Raw genomic sequence first — 15,697 nt, 5'->3', positions numbered from 1 at the left:
CCGAGGCATTTCGCGCCGGACGCGAGATGAGCTAAGCTGTCAGCCGAACGAGAGCGGTAGGGCGACGACGGCATGCTCATCGAGATCGTCTCCGATCTCATCTGCCCCTGGTGCTTCATCGGCCAGCGGCGGCTGGAACGCGCCCTGGAGCGCGACGGCGGGCCGCCGCCGCAACTCACTTGGCGTGCCTTTCAGCTCAACCCCGACATGCCGGCCGAGGGCGTGCCGCGCCAAGCCTATCTCATGGCGAAGTTCGGCGGCGCGTTTCATGCCGGCCGCATCTACCAGGCGATCGGCGAGGCCGGCGCCGCCGAGGGCATCCGCTTCGACTTCGACCGGATCGCGCGCACACCCAACAGCCTGAACGCCCATCGGCTGAAGCGGCTCGGGCGCCGGCGCGGCGTCGAGGCCGAGCTGACCGCCCGGCTCTACAGCGCCTATTTCGAGGAGGCCCGCGACATCGGCTCGGTCGAGGTGCTGGCGGACATTGCCGCCGAGGCCGGGCTCGACCGGCGCGAAGCACGGGCGTTCCTCGCCGCCGACGAAGACCGCGCCGCGGTGCTGGCCGAGGACATCGGTGCGCGCCGGCTCGGCATCAATGGCGTGCCCTGCGTCATCATCGACGGCAAATATGCACTCTCAGGCGCCCAGGAACCGGAATTCTTCCTGCCGCTATTCGATCTTGCACGGCAGGAAGCGGCGGCGCCGGCCCTGGCCGAACCGATCAGCCACTGATGCGCCGCGTCCGCCGGCTGCATCGCCCCCTCTATGCGTGGGCCGTGGCGCTGGCGCTGCTGGCCGGCATCTGGACCGCCTATGCGGTCCAGGTCAGCGCGATCCACGATCGGGCGGTCGAGGAGGCCCGTGCCAAGGCCGAGGAAATCGCGACGGCCTATGGCCGTTTCGTCTCGGGCAACCTCAGCCTCATCGACGATGTGATGCGCTTCCTTGCCGCCTATTACCAGGAGAACGGGCTCGAGCGGACCGCGTCGCTCGCGACCCGGCAGCGGCTCTATGACGCCTTTCACGGCAATATCGTGGTCCTCGACCCGGCCGGCGTCGGCACCCTCATCAACGGGGCCGGCACCGTGCCGATGACGCTCAGCGACCGGCCCTATTTCCAACGGGCAATCGATCCGAAGACTCGGGATGCGGTCGTCGTCGGCGCACCGGTCGCGGCCCGCAGCAACGGCCGGCAGGTCCTGCCCTTCGCCCGCGCCGTTCGGGCGCCCGACGGCCAGCTCATCGGCGCCGTCGCGATCTCGGTCGAAGTGACGCTGCTCGAGCAGCTCTACGACCAGTCGGCGCTCGGCCCGGGCGGCGTCGTGGTGATGACGGGCACGGCCGACCGCGTCATCCGCGCGCGCATTCCAGAGGGCAACTACATCGGCCAGACTTCGGACGGCTCCCGGCTCTGGTCGGAGATCGACCGGGCCCCGTCCGGCAGCTATTGGCAGGTGAGCATCGTCGACGGCAAGGAACGGCTCTACGCCTATCGCACGCTCGCCGACTTCCCCATCGTGGTCACGGCCGGCGTGGCGCTCGACGACATCGTCGCAGAGAGCGCCCAGTTCCGCCGCAACCTGCTCTATGCCGCGGGCGGGGTCAGCCTCGTCGTCCTGCTGCTGCTGTTCGGCTGGCTGCAGGAACTGAAGAGCCGTCGGGCCTTGAGCGCCGAAACCCGGCGCGCCGACGCCGCGAGCCACGCAAAATCGGATTTCCTCGCCAGCATGAGCCATGAGCTGAGGACCCCGCTCAACGGGCTCCTGGGCTTCGCGCGGCTGCTGCGCGCGGCCCCGCTCGACGCCCCCTATAAGCGTTACGTCGAACTGCTGAACGATGCCGGCCGGCATCTCTACGCACTCATCAACGACATTCTCGACTTCTCCAAGATCGAGGCCGGCAAGATGGCGTTCGAGGAGGCGTCGATCGAGCTCGGCAGCCTGGTCGAAGGCGCCGTTGCGATCATGACGACGGCGGCCGCGGAGAAACGCCTGACGCTCGCGTGCCATCTGGACGCGGGGCTCGAGACCTTCGTGCGCGGCGACCCGAACCGGCTGCGCCAGGTTCTGCTCAACCTGATCACCAACGCGATCAAGTTCACTCAGACCGGCGGCGTCGAAGTTCGCGTCCGGCCGGCCGGTGGCGACCGCGTGCGCTTCGAGGTCCAGGACACCGGCATCGGCATCGCGCCCGAGGACCAGGCGAACCTGTTCCAGCGCTTCCACCAGCTGGAGCCTCGGGTCAACCACAGCCAAATCAATCGCAGCCAAGGGGGCACTGGCCTCGGGCTCGCGATCTCGGCGAGCCTCGTGCGGCTGATGGCGGGCGAAATCGGGGTCGAGAGCCGCCACAGTGAAGGATCGACCTTCTGGTTCGAGCTGCCCTTGCCGAAGGCGCCGGCCGTCCCGTTCAAACGCGCATTGCCGTCGAGCGATACGGCAACCGCATCGCGCATGCGGCCGCTGCAGGTCCTCGTCGCGGAAGACGTGCCGATGAACCAGTTGCTGATCGAGGCGCTGCTCGAAACCCTGGGCCACAGCTGCGACCTGGTCGGCGACGGCCAGCAGGCGGTCGAAGCCGCCGCCGCGACCCGTTATGACGCGATCCTGATGGACCTGCACATGCCGGTGATGAGCGGGCTCGATGCGACCCGAGCCATTCGCGCCTTCACCGCGCCGGCGAACGGGGTCCCGATCATAGCACTCACCGCCAATGCCTTCGCCGACGATATCGCCGCCTGCAAGGCGGCCGGCATGAACGATTTCGTGCCGAAGCCAGTCGACATCGACCTGCTCGTCCAGGCCTTCGCGCGCTGGGTCGCGCCGGCCGCAGCCGAGATCGATTGACCGTGGGAGCTATGACGCCAGAACCCGACCAGATCACCGATCCATCCGCCGACATCGACCTCGCGGACCCGGCGGTCGTCGATGCCTATGACGAGCTGCCGCTCTGGTCCGCGCTCGCCGGACAGTTGCTGCTGCGCCACGTCCCGCTTGCGCCACGGCTCGTGGCGCTGGATCTCGGAAGCGGCACCGGCTTCCCTGCCACCGAACTCGCCGAGCGGCTCGGACCCGGATCCATGGTGTGCGGCCTCGATCCTTGGGCCGAAGCGCTGGGCCGCGCCCGGCGCAAGGCGCGCATCCGCGGCGTCGCCCAGGTGACATTCGTGCGGGGCGATGGCGCCGCCCTGCCGTTCGCCGATGGCTCGTTCGATCTCATCGTCTCGAACCTGGGCGTGAACAATTTCGCCGACCCGGCAGCAGCGCTCGTGGAATGCCGCCGCGTCGCCCGCACCGGCGCCCGCCTGGCGCTGACGACGAACCTGCAGGGGCACATGGCGGAGTTCTATCGAATCTTCCGGTCGGTGCTGGACAGTGCCGAGGCCCAGCGCGCCCTCGACCGGCACATCGCGCATCGCAGCACCCTCGACCGTCTCCACGGCCTGTTGAAGGCGGCCGGCTTCGAGATCGTGCGCACAGCCGAAGAGACGGCAATGCTGCGCTTCGCCGACGGTGCCGCCCTGCTGCGGCACAGCTTCATCCGGCTGGGCTTCCTGCCCGACTGGCGCGACCTCGTCGCCGCCGAGGACCGTCCGGCGGTGTTCCGCCGGCTGGCGACAGCGCTCGACGCCCACGCCGCCGCGGCCGGCTCGCTCGACCTGACCGTGCCGCTCGCCTATGTCGAGGCGCGCGCGTAGCCGCCGGACGGGATAGGGCCCCCTACGACCGCGCGGGAGGCCGTCCGGCCTTCGCCAGGCTTCCGGCACAGGGTCCCTGCGACGGGCTGGTCAGGCGACCGATGACACGGTCCGTCCAGATCGCACCCTCGGACGCTGCGGGATGTTCGTAGCCGTCAAGAAACAACGACCGGTCCGTGCTGATCGCGCCGTCGGTGATGACCGATGACGCGAGGCCCAACTTGGCGATCCGCGCCTCCACGATCTGCTGCTCACGCAGCCATCGCGCCTCGTCGCGGGCATCGACATAGACGGGTCCGAGCGTCAGCAGCGGGCACGCACCCTTCGCCCGGATCGCCGCTACAGCCTGCCGCAATTCCGCGACCGCATCGTTCGCGTAACCGCCGGGGAATGGTATTGTCGAAATCGTCACAGCGGCATTGGTGCTGCGATACGAGACCACGTCGCCGACATCGTTTCGCATGATGTCCGTAGCGCTCGACCAATGTCCAGACACGACCCGAAGGAACTCAATCAGATGCGGCAGCGGATGCGGCCGCAATGATGCACAGGCCAAGCTGAACCGGCTGACGCAGCCCTCTGCCAGCAGGACGCCGTTGCGGCTCACCCAGTTCGGGTTGGACAGGATGACGACGTCGTCCGGCTGCACGAACAGCAGGACCTGATTCAGATACTCTGGAAAGAAACTCAGTGCGCCACCAGCGGCCAGGTTGAAAGCCGGCAGGCCGGTGGCAGCGGAAATTCGTTCCGCAGAGAGCCCCAGTTCCACGGGCGAACTGCCGATCAGCAGCACGCGCGGCGTCTCGGAAGCGCCACCCATCGACGCCGCAATCCGCCGCGTTTCGTCGAGCGAGGCACGGCTGCCGTCGAGAACATCCCACGGCGCCACGGAGCCCACCAGCATGCCGAAGCCCCACAGGGCGAAGGCCGCCAGCGTCCATCGCTTAGAGCCGTGCATAGAGCAATCCCCCACCCGTAGAGCCGAAGAACAGCGCGATGATCAGCAGCAGCATGGCGACCACCGGGCGGCGGAAGCTGTGATAGGGCCGCGACGGGCCGTAGTACCTGACCGAGTGATATTCGACGACGAAGAAGGCCAAAGCCGAAAGGAGCGCCGGGCCTTGCGGGCCGATGACGTCCAGGACCCGGGTGCCGAGCGCCGCCAGATCCGCGGACCACGCCGCCGGGCTGACGAGATTGCCGAGCTTCTCCAAGAGCCGGTGCGGGCTGGCCTCGATCGCGAGGTACCGGCCGGCAATGAAGAACAGAATCATCGTCGGAACGCCAACGGCCCGCGGCCACGAGCGGCGCTTCAATCGGCTGATCCACAGGAAATAGCAGGTCGCATGGAACAGGCCCCAGAACGCATAGTTCATCGTGCCGCCGTGCCACATGGCGGACACGAAGAAGATGGCGCTGGTGAACAGCATCCGGGCGCCGCGACCGCGAATCTTGCCGACGTTCGGCTCCAGCAGATAGCGGGCCAGAAACCGGCCGAGGCTCATGTGCCAGCGGCGCCAGAACAGGACCACGTTCGGCGCGAAGAACGGATGGGCGAAGTTCTGGGTGATCTTGAAACCGAAGGCGAGCGCGCCCGCATAGCCCAAGAAGCTGTAGCCCGCGAAATCGAAATAGAAGCGCAGCTCGAAGATGGCCGCCGTCAGGATCGAGGCGACCGGATCCGTGGCGCCGAGCGTGCCGGCCGGCGTGAGCTTATTGCCGATGACGAATTTCATCGTGAGCCCGAGCGCCGCCCACGGCCAGGCAACGGCGAGCCGGCTCCACGACAGGCGCGGCTGCCACGCCTTGACCTGGGCGATCAAGCCCGGCTGCTCGAGCGGGCCCGCCAGCAGCTTGAACGGCATCGTCAGATAAGTGAGATAGTCAAGCGGCCTGGGCAACGCGATGCGCCTCGTCGCGACATCGGCGATGACGGCGGCGATCGAGAGGAAATAGAACGGCGCCGCCACAAGGCTGAGGCTTGAAAAGGTGCGGATGCTGTCGGCACCGGTGAGCGTGCCGATGAGGCCGAACACGTTCAGCCCGACGACGGTAACGAACCCGAGCGGCACCACGGCCCGGCCGATCAGACGGCGCGCGGGTCCCGGCCCAAGCCGTGACGCGCCAAACGCCGCTCCGTAACCAAAAGTTGCAGAAAATCCAAGTGTTATCGGCGCATTGGCGACACCACTGACCTTCGCCAGGAGCCCGAAGCCAGCCGCGCATAGCAATATCTTTAAAAATACTGCAGCAAATTGAGACTTGGTCGCTGTATTTTCAAGCGACAAGCCGGCTGCAGAATTACCATCGTAAGTCATAATGCAAAGTTGTAGCGCAGCCGCCCCAACTTTCCAGCCATATTATAGTAGCACACTTGTGCTATTTTTTTATGCAATCGTGCTGCCGAGTGTCGCAGCAGACCAAATCACTGCGATGCGGCGAGCTTCGCGGCCAAGTCGAGCGTGCGCGCGGCGGCGAGGCCGCCAAACCGGGCATCAAGCTTGACAAGCAGCGCCCAGGCCGCGTCGCGCTTACCGTCAGCCAGCGACACCTCGACCTGCCGCACCTGTGTTGCCAGATCCCGTTCGACGCGCGCTCGGCAGTCCTCGAGCGCGGCCGGGTCGCGGCCCGGCGCGGGCTTGGCCAGATCGTCGAACGCCCGATCGAGTGCCGCCGGATCGGCCTCGTCGTGTCCGCTCCACGGCATGGTCTCGGACGACAGCCCGAAGACGCACCAGTCGCGCATGGACTGCTGGCTCCGCCGGTCTTCGGCCGCATGGAATTCGTCGCGCGCACCGGTCAGATAGACGAGCCGGGACGATTCCTGGAATCGCCTGAGGAGATCGGCCGGCGGCAGCGGCAGCGCCTCGCCGATCGGATCGCTGCCCGCCGCCAGGAGCGCGCCGCGGAACAGGTCCGGATAGGCCAGCGCCAACCGCCCCGCGACGCGCGCACCGCCGGAAAAGCCCCCGACAGAGACCCGCCCAGGATCGACCGGGTAGCGCATCATGACATTGTGCGCGGCCAGCAGGGCCAGCGGCTCGCGCCGCTCGAACGTATGCGCATCGTTCCCGGCATTGGCCGCGCTGACGAAGATCATGCCGTGGCGGTCCAGTATTGGTGCCCAGTGCGCCGGCAGGGGTGCGCTCGGCCACGGCGACACGAACACGAGCAGGCCATAGCCCCCGGGCGGCGCCTCGGCCGGTACGTAGAGCGTGAAATGCTCCCGGGTGAGATCGATCATTCGCCCGGTCGGGATCTGTGCGCGCAACCGAAGCGCATTCAGCGGGCTGAGCGAGCGCCGCGCCAGCTCCGGCCCCGCCGAGAGGGTGTCGTAGTCGCCGAAAGTGGCATCGCCCTCAAGGCCGGTCGGTCCCGCCGCCGTTCCGCCGACCGGCTGCAACAGCGCCGGCAGCGCGAGCACCGACAGGAGCAGGCGGACGGTCCGGCGCAGCACGGCCGCCCCCGTGCCGTCAGCGCCGTGCCTGCGCCGGCTTCTTGACCAGAACCGGCGTCGGCGGTGGCAGCTTGTCCGGCGCGCCGGGCTTCGCCGCGGTCACGAATTCGGCGAGCCTGGCCAAGAGCTTCTTCACTGCCGTGACGCGGACCGGCGCCTCTTCCATGTTGCGCATCCAGACGAGCTTCTGGTCCGGCCGCACCTTCATGGTGCCGGCCTCTTTCTGGATGAGCTCGATCAGCTTCGTCGGGTTGGCGAAGCTGTTGTTGCGGAAGGCGATGGTGGCGCCCTTCGGGCCGGCGTCGACCTTCTCGACGCCCGCCTGCTTGCAGAGCCGCTTGATCGCGACGATCTCGAGCAGGTTCTCGACCTCGGCCGGCAGCGGGCCGAAGCGATCGATGAGCTCGGCCGCGAACCCGTCGATCTCGCGCCGGTCGACCAGGCTCGAAAGCCGGCGATAGAGCCCCAGCCGGACCGACAGGTCGGCGACGTAATTCTCCGGGATCAGCACCGAGGTGCCGAGCGTGATGGTCGGCGTCCAGTCCTCGGCGGCGAGCGCCTCGCCCTCGGCACGCGACCGCGCCTCGGCGACCGCCTCTTCCAGGAGATGCTGATAGAGCTCGATGCCGACCTCGCGGATATGGCCCGACTGCTCGTCGCCCAGAAGATTGCCGGCGCCGCGGATGTCGAGGTCGTGGCTGGCCAGCTGGAAGCCCGCGCCCAACGTGTCGAGCGTCTGCATGACCTCGAGCCGCTTCATCGCCGTCTCGGTCAAGGCCCGGTCGGGTGGCACGGTCAGATAGCAGTAAGCGCGCGTCTTGCCGCGCCCGACGCGGCCGCGCAGCTGGTAGAGCTGCGACAGGCCGAACATGTGCGAGCGGTGCAGGATCATCGTGTTGGCGGCCGGGATGTCGAGCCCGGATTCGACGATGTTGGTCGCGAGCAGCAGGTCGTACTTGCCGTCGTCGAACGCCGTCATGATGTCTTCGAGCTCGGTCGGGCCGAGGCGGCCATGGGCGATCGCGACCTTGATCTCGGGCACGAGCGCGGTCAGCGCCTCCTTGACCCCGTCGAGATCGGCCAGGCGCGGCACGATATAGAAGCATTGGCCGCCACGGTTGCGCTCGCGCAGAATCGCCTCGCGCACGACGACCGGATCGTAGGGCATGACGAAGGTGCGCACTGCCAGCCGGTCGACCGGCGGCGTCGAGATCAGGCTCATCTCGCGCACGCCCGAGAGCGCCATCTGCAGCGTGCGCGGGATCGGCGTCGCGGTCAGCGTCAGCACATGGACATTGGACTTCAGGCGCTTCAGGCGCTCCTTCTGCGACACGCCGAAATGCTGCTCTTCGTCGACGATGAGCAGGCCCAGGTGCTTGAACTCGACGCCCTTGGCCAGAAGCGCGTGGGTGCCCACCACCACGTCGACCTTGCCCTCGGCCAGGTCTTTCTTGACCTCGGCCGCCTGCTTCGCCGGCACGAGCCGTGACAGCTGCTCGACCCGGAGCGGCAGCCCCGCGAAGCGCGCTTGGAAGTTCTTGAAATGCTGGCGCGAGAGCAGCGTCGTCGGCACGACGATGGCGACCTGGACACCGGTCATGGCGGCGACGAAGGCCGCCCGCAAGGCTACCTCGGTCTTGCCGAAGCCGACGTCGCCGCAGATGAGCCGGTCCATCGGCCGGCCCGAGCCCAGGTCCTCGAGCGTCTCGCCGATGGCGTTCAGCTGGTCCTCGGTCTCGGGATAGGGGAAGCGCGCCGCGAATTCCTCGTAGAGCCCTTCCGGCGTCTTCAGCGTCTCGCCATCGCGCACCTGGCGGTCGGCCGCGACCTTGATCAGCTGGTCCGCGATGTCCTTGATCCGCTGCTTGACCCGCGCCTTGCGCGACTGCCAGGCGACGCCGCCCAGCTTGTCGAGCTGCGCCTCCGAATCCTCGGAGCCGTAGCGCGACAGCACTTCGATGTTCTCGACCGGCACGAACAGCTTGTCGTCGCCCTGGTAAATCACCTTGAGGCAATCATGCGCGGCACCGCCGACGTCGAGTGTCTCCAGCCCGTCGTACCGGCCGATGCCATGGTCGGCGTGGACGACGAAATCGCCGACCGCAAGCGTGGAGACCTCGGCGATGAACTTGTCGACGTTCGACCGACGCCGCTTCGGCCGGACGAGCCGGTCGCCCAGGATATCCTGCTCGCCGATGAGCGTGAGGCGGCCGACCTCGTAGCCATGCTCGAGCGGCAGGACGATGAGGCCGACGCGCCGGGGCGACAGTTCCTGCAGCTCGCCCCAGTTGGCCACGCGCTCGACGTCGCGGATGCCGCGCTCGGTCAGCACGCTTTTGAGGCGCTCGGCGGCGCCGTTGGTGAAAGCGGCAATCGCGACCTTGCGGCTCGCCCGTTGCAGCTCCGCGATCCGGTCGCGCACGACCTCGAACACGTTCACCTTGGGATTGGCGCGCGCTTCCGCGAAATTGAGGCCGGACCGGGCGCCGGCGTCGTAGCTGCCGCCGGCCGCTTCGGGTGGCGGCGCGAACGGCGTCACCTGGGCGACGGCGCGGCCCGCGAGGACGCGCTCCCATTCCGCGTCGCCGATAAACAGCTGGTCGGGCTTGACGGGCTTGTAGACCGTCGCGGCGTCGACGCGGGCCGCACCGGTGATGCTCTGGCGCGCGGCATAGAACTCCGCGACCGTCTCGAGCCGGGTCTTGCGCACGTCCTCGGCCTGATAGTCGCAGCTGACGGTAGCGCCCGGCAGATAGTCGAACAGCGTCTCCAGGCTCTCGTAGTAGAGCGGCAGCCAATGCTCCATGCCGATATGGCGGCGGCCTTCCGAGACCGCGACATAGAGCGGGTCGTCCATGCCGGCACCGCCGAACTGATCGCGGTAGCGCGAGCGGAAGCGGCTGATCGCCTGCTCGTCCAGCAGCACCTCACTCACCGGCTTCAGGCTGACGCCCTCGAGCTTGGCGGTGGAGCGCTGGGTCATCGGATCGAATCGGCGGATCTGGTCGATCTGGTCGCCGAAGAAATCGAGCCGGAGCGGCTCCGCCTTGCCGGCCGGGAACAGGTCGACGATGCCGCCGCGCACGGCGAACTCGCCGGCCTCGCGCACCGTATCGGTCCGGACATAGCCGTTGTTGCGCAGGAACGACAGCAGCCGGTCGGTCGGGATCCGGCCGCCGACCTTCAAGGTCAGCACGCGCTCGCGGAAGATCTTGCGCGGCGGGATGCGCTGCACCAGGGCGTTCATGGTCGTGATGACGATGCGCGGCTTGTCGCCGTTGTCGCCCGCGAGCCGGGTCAGCGTGTTGATGCGCCGGCTCACGATCTCCGGGTTGGGCGAGACGCGGTCGTAGGGCAAGCAGTCCCACGCCGGAAAGCTCAGCACCTCGACGTCAGGCACGAAGAACGTGAGCGCCGAGCGCAAGCGCTCGACCCGCCCGTCGTCGCGGCAGACATGGAGCAGGGTCTTGATGAAGCCGCCGGCGACGAGCTGGCCCAGGGTCTGGGCGTCATGCCCTTCGGGCGCGCCATGGATCAGGACCTTGCCGGGCTTCGCCAGCAGTTGATGAAGCGGCTGCACGGGACGCGATACCTCGGTGATCAGGCTGGGGGCGATCAGGCCGGGCGGGCCGTGAAGCGGAACGCACGCAGCTGGCGCATGACCTCGGTGTCGAACTCGGGCGGCGGATCGGCTTGGCCGGTCATCCAGTCCCAGAGGTCGGCGTCGTTCTGCTCCAGGAGCGCCTCGTAGCAGGCGAGATCGGCCGGCGAAAAGCCGGAGAGATGCGCCTCGGCGAACGAGCCCAGGAGCAGGTCCGCCTCCTTGGTGCCGCGATGCCAGCTGCGGAACAGAAGGCGCTTGCGGCGCTCGTCATCGGTCAGGGTCATGAGAATCTCCGCGATCGCGCGAAACGGCTCGTCCCATAGCACGAACCCGGGCCCCGCCGGCTCCGCAGCGACTGCGTATCAGATAGTCCATCGGGATCAACACCGGAACCGCGATATGGGTCCGGATGCCGGAATTTGCCAGATCCTGACTCGACGTTGCAGATATCGACGAGCAATCTGCCTCTGATGCAACTTGGAGTATCGGGATGGGAAGCCAGACCCGGTTCGAACCCGACACTAAGCTGACCCAGTTGGCCGAGGCCTATGCGCTCGATGCGATCGATTTTGCCCGCAAGCGCTCCTCCATCGTCCTCGACTGGACGGACGGAAGCGTCGATCGAGTCGAGGCCGTGCTGGCCGACATGCACCTAGGTTATCTCGAACAACCCACCAGACCGTCCGATGAGAAGGTCATGGAATTCGCTCGTTTGTTCGGCAGCTATGTGGGCGAGCTCCTTCGCCGCAAGCTCGGCGGCGAATGGGGGATGATCACGATGGACGGCCAGGAATTTCCAGGCCTGAAGCTCGAGTCCGGCAGCCTCATCTGGCCGTGGGGACGTGTGCAAAACCGCTTGGTCCAAGGCCCCGAGGATAACATCGCCCACTATTATCATGTGATCATGCGAGAAGACCGGCCGCAGCGTGGCATGTTCGCCCTTCTGCGTCGCCTCTTAGGGCGATAGAACTCTCGGGCGTCCTTTCGTCGATCGGTGCCCGCTCTTTGCGTCCGGAAATCCTGTTCCCGCTGTTCGCGCCGGTCACTTCGCTGAAGGGGATCGGCCAGCGTTTCGGCAAGCTGGTCGAACGCGCCGCCGGGCCGCGCCTCGTCGACCTGCTCTGGGCGAAGCCGGTCGGCATGATCGACCGACGCTTCGCCCCCAAGCTCAAGGACGCGCCGCCGGGCCAGATCGCGACCTTGACCGTGCGGGTCGATCAGCATCTGGCGCCGGGCAATTCGCGCCAGCCTTATCGTGTGCGCTGCTCGGACGAGACCGGGCACATCACGCTCACCTTCTTCCATGCGCGCGGCGATTGGATCGAGAAGATCCTGCCGCTGGGCCAGGTCCGCGTCATCAGCGGCAAGGTCGAGACCTACGGCGACCAGCTGCAGATGAGCCATCCGGACCATGTGGCACCCGAGGGCGAGATCGAGCTTGCGGTCGAGCCGGTCTATGGGCTCACCGCCGGCCTCAGCTTGAAGATGATGCGCCGGGCCGTCTTGGGCGCCGTCGCCCATGCGCCGGCCTTGCCGGAATGGCAGGACCCGGCCCTGCTCGCGCGCCGGCGATGGCCCCAATGGCTCGACGCGATCGAGGCGCTGCATGGGCCCGAGACGCTGGAAGACCTGGCACCCGAACGCCCAGCACGCCAGCGGCTGGCCTATGACGAGCTGCTCGCCGACCAGCTGGCGCTGGCGCTGGTGCGCGCCCACGCCAAGCGCCAACCCGGCCGGGTCATCGCCGGCGACGGCCGCCTCAGGGAAAGGATCGTGGCACGCCTGCCCTTCGCGCTCACCGGCTCGCAGCGACAAGCGTTCGAGGAGATCGGCGCCGACATGGCGGCGCCCGAGCGCATGCTGCGCCTGCTGCAGGGCGACGTCGGCAGCGGCAAGACGGTGGTGGCGCTGCTGGCGCTCGCCAACGCGATCGAGACCGGCGCACAGGGCGCGCTCATGGCGCCGACCGAGATCCTGGCACGCCAGCATTTCGCGACGCTCGAACGGCTGGCCGCGCCCGCCGGCATCCGGATGGCGCTCTTGACCGGCCGCGACAAGGGCAAGCCGCGCGAGCGCGTGCTGGAAGGCCTGGCCGACGGCACGATCGAGCTCGCGGTCGGGACCCATGCGCTGTTCCAGGACGAGGTGCGTTTCGCCGATCTCGCCGTCGCGGTCATCGACGAGCAGCACCGGTTCGGCGTCGAGCAGCGCGTGCAACTCGCCTCCAAGGGCCGCGGTGTCGACGTGCTGGTCATGACCGCGACGCCGATCCCGCGCTCGCTGCAGATGACAAGCTATGGCGATCTCGATGCCTCGCGCCTCACCGAGAAGCCGGCCGGGCGCCAGCCGATCAAGACGAGCGTGCTGCCGGTCGAGCGGCTGGACGAGGTCGCCGACGCGGTCGCGCGGGCGCTCGACCGCGGCGCCAAGGTCTATTGGGTCTGCCCGCTGATCGAGGAGAACGAGACGATCGACCTCGCCGCGGCCGAGGAGCGCCATGCCCGGCTCGCCGAGCGGTTCGGCTCGCGCGCCGGCCTGTTGCACGGCCGCATGAAGCCGACCGAGCGCGACCGGGTGATGGAGGATTTCGCCAAGGGTGGCACCGACTTGCTGGTCGCCACCACGGTGATCGAGGTCGGCGTCGACGTGCCGGCCGCGACCGTCATGGTGATCGAGCATGCCGAGCGCTTCGGGCTCGCCCAGCTGCACCAGCTGCGCGGCCGCATCGGGCGCGGTACGGCGGCGTCCACCTGCCTGCTGCTCTATGCCCCGCCGCTCGGCGAGACGGCGAAGGAGCGCTTGACGATCATGCGCGAGACCGAGGACGGCTTCCTCATCGCCGAGGCCGATCTGCGCCTGCGCGGCGCCGGCGAGGTGCTGGGCACGCGCCAGAGCGGCATGCCGGAATTCCGCCTGGCCGACCTCGCCTATGATCAGGAGCTGCTCGCCATCGCCCACGACGAGGCGCGCCTCGTGCTGGCGCGCGACCCAGACCTCGCGAGCCCGCGCGGCAAGGCGCTGCGCATCCTGCTCTATCTGTTCGAGCGCGATGCGGCGGTGAAGTATCTGCGCTCGGGCTAGCTGTCGAAACTATCAAGGTTGTTCAGCCCGGTGAAAGGCGGGATGCCTTTGTGGGCTGAGTGTATGTGCCGCGGCCGGGAACGCGCAGCAATCGGATTGCTACTGATTGGATCTGGCCGAGCGCCTCCGTCGCGCAGAGGCCGGACGCCAGCCCGAAGCCAGCCAAGATAAAGACGCTGGTCGAGATCGTCGCACTGCCATTCTGATTCTGGATCCCCAGGAAGATCTGGGCAGCGCGGAACAGAACATAGACGCCGATGGAGATCGCGGCACCAGCGGCCGGCTTGTAGAAAAACTCTGCGATGGCCGGCGATTTCATTGCCGGGTCGACGAAATACCGCATCACGCTGATCACGCCGCCGAGCATACCCATGCAGACCAGCAAAAACATCTGGATCAGCTCGAACGGGGCGCGCGCCCACACGGTCAATGGCCAGAATTTCGAATCCAGAAGCAGCAGGGCGGGAATTATCTGCGGAGATTTCTGCGTAATTCCGTCCACATAGCTGTCGTAGTAGAAGGCGAGGTTGGCCGACCGGAAGCGCACGTCGTCTTCGGTCAGGGATAATTCGTGCGCATGACTGAGGAGCGTGTCCCTGATCTCGGCGCAGCTCTTGGGTTTCGCGCCGGCCTCTTCCGGATCGGCCGAGACGGGGCTGGTGGCGAGGGCGCTCGCCACAACGATGGCGGCGCTGGGACTATCGGTGCAGTTGAACGTCGCAATCCGTGATGGGTACCCGGCGCTCTCCAATTCGGCCCGCTTCAGCGCATCCTGGAGGTGATCGTCCTTATAGCGATCCCGCTGGTCGAGCACGGCGATGAGCGCGTTGAAATCGACCATATTGGCTTGCCTGATTTCGAGGAAGCCGACCGTCAGCAAGGACACGGAGAAGATGGCTGCGTATCCGATGAGGATGGCAGCGCCCAGCATCCATTTGGACAAATCCGATGGACGACGAAACGTGTCGGAGATCATCTGATGTCTCCTCCTCGACTTTCCAGGCCGGATCGTGGTTCGGTCAGCGGCGGCCGAAATGGTCGGAGAGCCGGACCGTCTTATCCTATCGGCTAGGCCGAGCGAGGCATGTGAGTGGGTTCACAGCGCGGAAGTTGGCGCAGAGACGCGAGGTGGACACATCCAGACCGCTCCCACCCTCGGACGGGGCAGCCGTCGCGTGGATTGGCTGTCGACATCGATAGGACACGATCACCTTGTGCACGACCGGTCGAAGCGCCACATTTGAGCCATGTCGACCACCAGTGCCCCTATCGCCAATGCACCCGCCGTCGATCTCTCGACCGACGAGCTGCTGAAGCTCAGCAACCAGCTGTGCTTCGCGGTCTATTCGACGGCGCATGCGCTCAACAAGACCTACAAGCCGCTCTTGGAGCCGCTCGACCTGACATATCCGCAGTATCTCGCCATGCTGGTGCTGTGGGAGCGCGACGGACTCACAGTCAAGGAGATCGGCGAGCGGCTGTTTCTCGATTCCGGTACGCTGACGCCGCTCCTGAAGCGGCTCGAGACAGCGGGCCGCATCCGTCGGGCACGGGATCCGGATGACGAGCGTCAGGTCCGCATCACGTTGACCGACGCCGGCCACGCGCTGCGCGCCGAGGCGGCCGCCGTGCCGCCCGCGCTGATCTGCGCCACGAAGCTGCCGGTTGCCGGCCTCCTCGGCCTGCGCGACGAGCTCGAAAGCCTGCGCACCAACCTCGACGCCGAAGCCTCCTGAGACCCTCGGGAAAAAATTTCGAGCGCCCTCTTGCGGCGAATTAAATTGCGCACTAATTAATTGTGCGTAAGTTTTGTCGGGTCGGCGATCGGCGCCGGCCTTCATCGCGAAGACCGAGG

General features: G+C 67.2%; 12 protein-coding genes. 6 read left to right on the top strand and 6 right to left on the bottom strand.

Annotated features, from left to right (window positions below):
- Positions 1-72: 72 nt before the first annotated feature.
- Genes IEY58_RS03280 through IEY58_RS03270 form a run of 3 tightly spaced genes read left to right on the top strand, consistent with a single transcriptional unit; the run spans position 73 to position 3,700 of the window.
- Positions 73-735, top strand: coding sequence for a DsbA family oxidoreductase (locus IEY58_RS03280; RefSeq protein WP_189042349.1), 663 nt, complete (start codon positions 73-75; stop codon positions 733-735).
- Positions 735-2,849, top strand: coding sequence for a hybrid sensor histidine kinase/response regulator (locus tag IEY58_RS03275; RefSeq protein ID WP_189042347.1), 2,115 nt, complete (start codon positions 735-737; stop codon positions 2,847-2,849). The genes IEY58_RS03280 and IEY58_RS03275 overlap by 1 nt, the downstream gene beginning before the upstream one ends.
- A gap of 11 nt (positions 2,850-2,860) precedes the next feature.
- Positions 2,861-3,700, top strand: coding sequence for a class I SAM-dependent methyltransferase (locus IEY58_RS03270; RefSeq protein ID WP_189042345.1), 840 nt, complete (start codon positions 2,861-2,863; stop codon positions 3,698-3,700).
- A 22-nt stretch (positions 3,701-3,722) separates the two neighbouring features.
- Here IEY58_RS03270 and IEY58_RS03265 read toward each other — a convergent pair whose 3' ends face one another.
- The 5 genes from IEY58_RS03265 to IEY58_RS03245 form a co-directional block, all read right to left on the bottom strand.
- Positions 3,723-4,658 carry a hypothetical protein gene (locus tag IEY58_RS03265; protein WP_189042343.1) on the bottom strand — a complete coding sequence of 312 codons (936 nt, stop codon included), beginning with the start codon at positions 4,656-4,658 and terminating at the stop codon, positions 3,723-3,725.
- Positions 4,645-5,775, bottom strand: coding sequence for an MBOAT family O-acyltransferase (locus IEY58_RS03260; RefSeq protein WP_189042341.1), 1,131 nt, complete (start codon positions 5,773-5,775; stop codon positions 4,645-4,647). Before IEY58_RS03260 ends, IEY58_RS03265 begins: the two co-directional genes overlap by 14 nt.
- A 350-nt stretch (positions 5,776-6,125) precedes the next feature.
- The gene (locus tag IEY58_RS03255) at positions 6,126-7,157 is read right to left on the bottom strand and encodes a hypothetical protein (RefSeq protein ID WP_189042339.1); all 1,032 of its coding nucleotides are present in this window, start codon (positions 7,155-7,157) and stop codon (positions 6,126-6,128) included.
- Between the two features lie 16 nt (positions 7,158-7,173).
- The gene (mfd, locus tag IEY58_RS03250; RefSeq protein WP_189042337.1) at positions 7,174-10,737 is read right to left on the bottom strand and encodes a transcription-repair coupling factor; all 3,564 of its coding nucleotides are present in this window, start codon (positions 10,735-10,737) and stop codon (positions 7,174-7,176) included.
- A 35-nt stretch (positions 10,738-10,772) separates the two neighbouring features.
- The gene (locus tag IEY58_RS03245) at positions 10,773-11,045 is read right to left on the bottom strand and encodes an FAD assembly factor SdhE (RefSeq protein WP_189042335.1); all 273 of its coding nucleotides are present in this window, start codon (positions 11,043-11,045) and stop codon (positions 10,773-10,775) included.
- Positions 11,046-11,251: 206 nt separating this feature from the next.
- Between IEY58_RS03245 and IEY58_RS03240 the strand changes: the two genes are divergently transcribed.
- Both IEY58_RS03240 and recG read left to right on the top strand, forming a co-directional pair.
- Positions 11,252-11,728 (top strand): hypothetical protein, encoded by a 477-nt coding sequence (locus IEY58_RS03240; RefSeq protein ID WP_189042333.1) that lies wholly within the window; start codon positions 11,252-11,254, stop codon positions 11,726-11,728.
- A 38-nt stretch (positions 11,729-11,766) separates the two neighbouring features.
- Positions 11,767-13,842 (top strand): ATP-dependent DNA helicase RecG, encoded by a 2,076-nt coding sequence (gene recG / locus IEY58_RS03235; RefSeq protein ID WP_189042331.1) that lies wholly within the window; start codon positions 11,767-11,769, stop codon positions 13,840-13,842.
- A gap of 22 nt (positions 13,843-13,864) precedes the next feature.
- Here recG and IEY58_RS03230 read toward each other — a convergent pair whose 3' ends face one another.
- Positions 13,865-14,818 carry a hypothetical protein gene (locus IEY58_RS03230; RefSeq protein WP_189042330.1) on the bottom strand — a complete coding sequence of 318 codons (954 nt, stop codon included), beginning with the start codon at positions 14,816-14,818 and terminating at the stop codon, positions 13,865-13,867.
- A 271-nt stretch (positions 14,819-15,089) separates the two neighbouring features.
- Here IEY58_RS03230 and IEY58_RS03225 point away from each other — a divergent pair, with 271 nt between their 5' ends.
- Positions 15,090-15,578, top strand: a complete 489-nt coding sequence (locus IEY58_RS03225; RefSeq protein WP_189042329.1) for a MarR family winged helix-turn-helix transcriptional regulator — start codon at positions 15,090-15,092, stop codon at positions 15,576-15,578.
- The last annotated feature ends 119 nt before the right edge of the window (positions 15,579-15,697 follow it).

The sequence above is a fragment of the Aliidongia dinghuensis genome (genome assembly GCF_014643535.1).
Lineage (GTDB): Bacteria > Pseudomonadota > Alphaproteobacteria > ATCC43930 > CGMCC-115725 > Aliidongia > Aliidongia dinghuensis.
The sequence above is the reverse complement of the archived record's forward strand: the minus strand, read 5'-3'. Positions and strand labels throughout refer to the sequence as shown.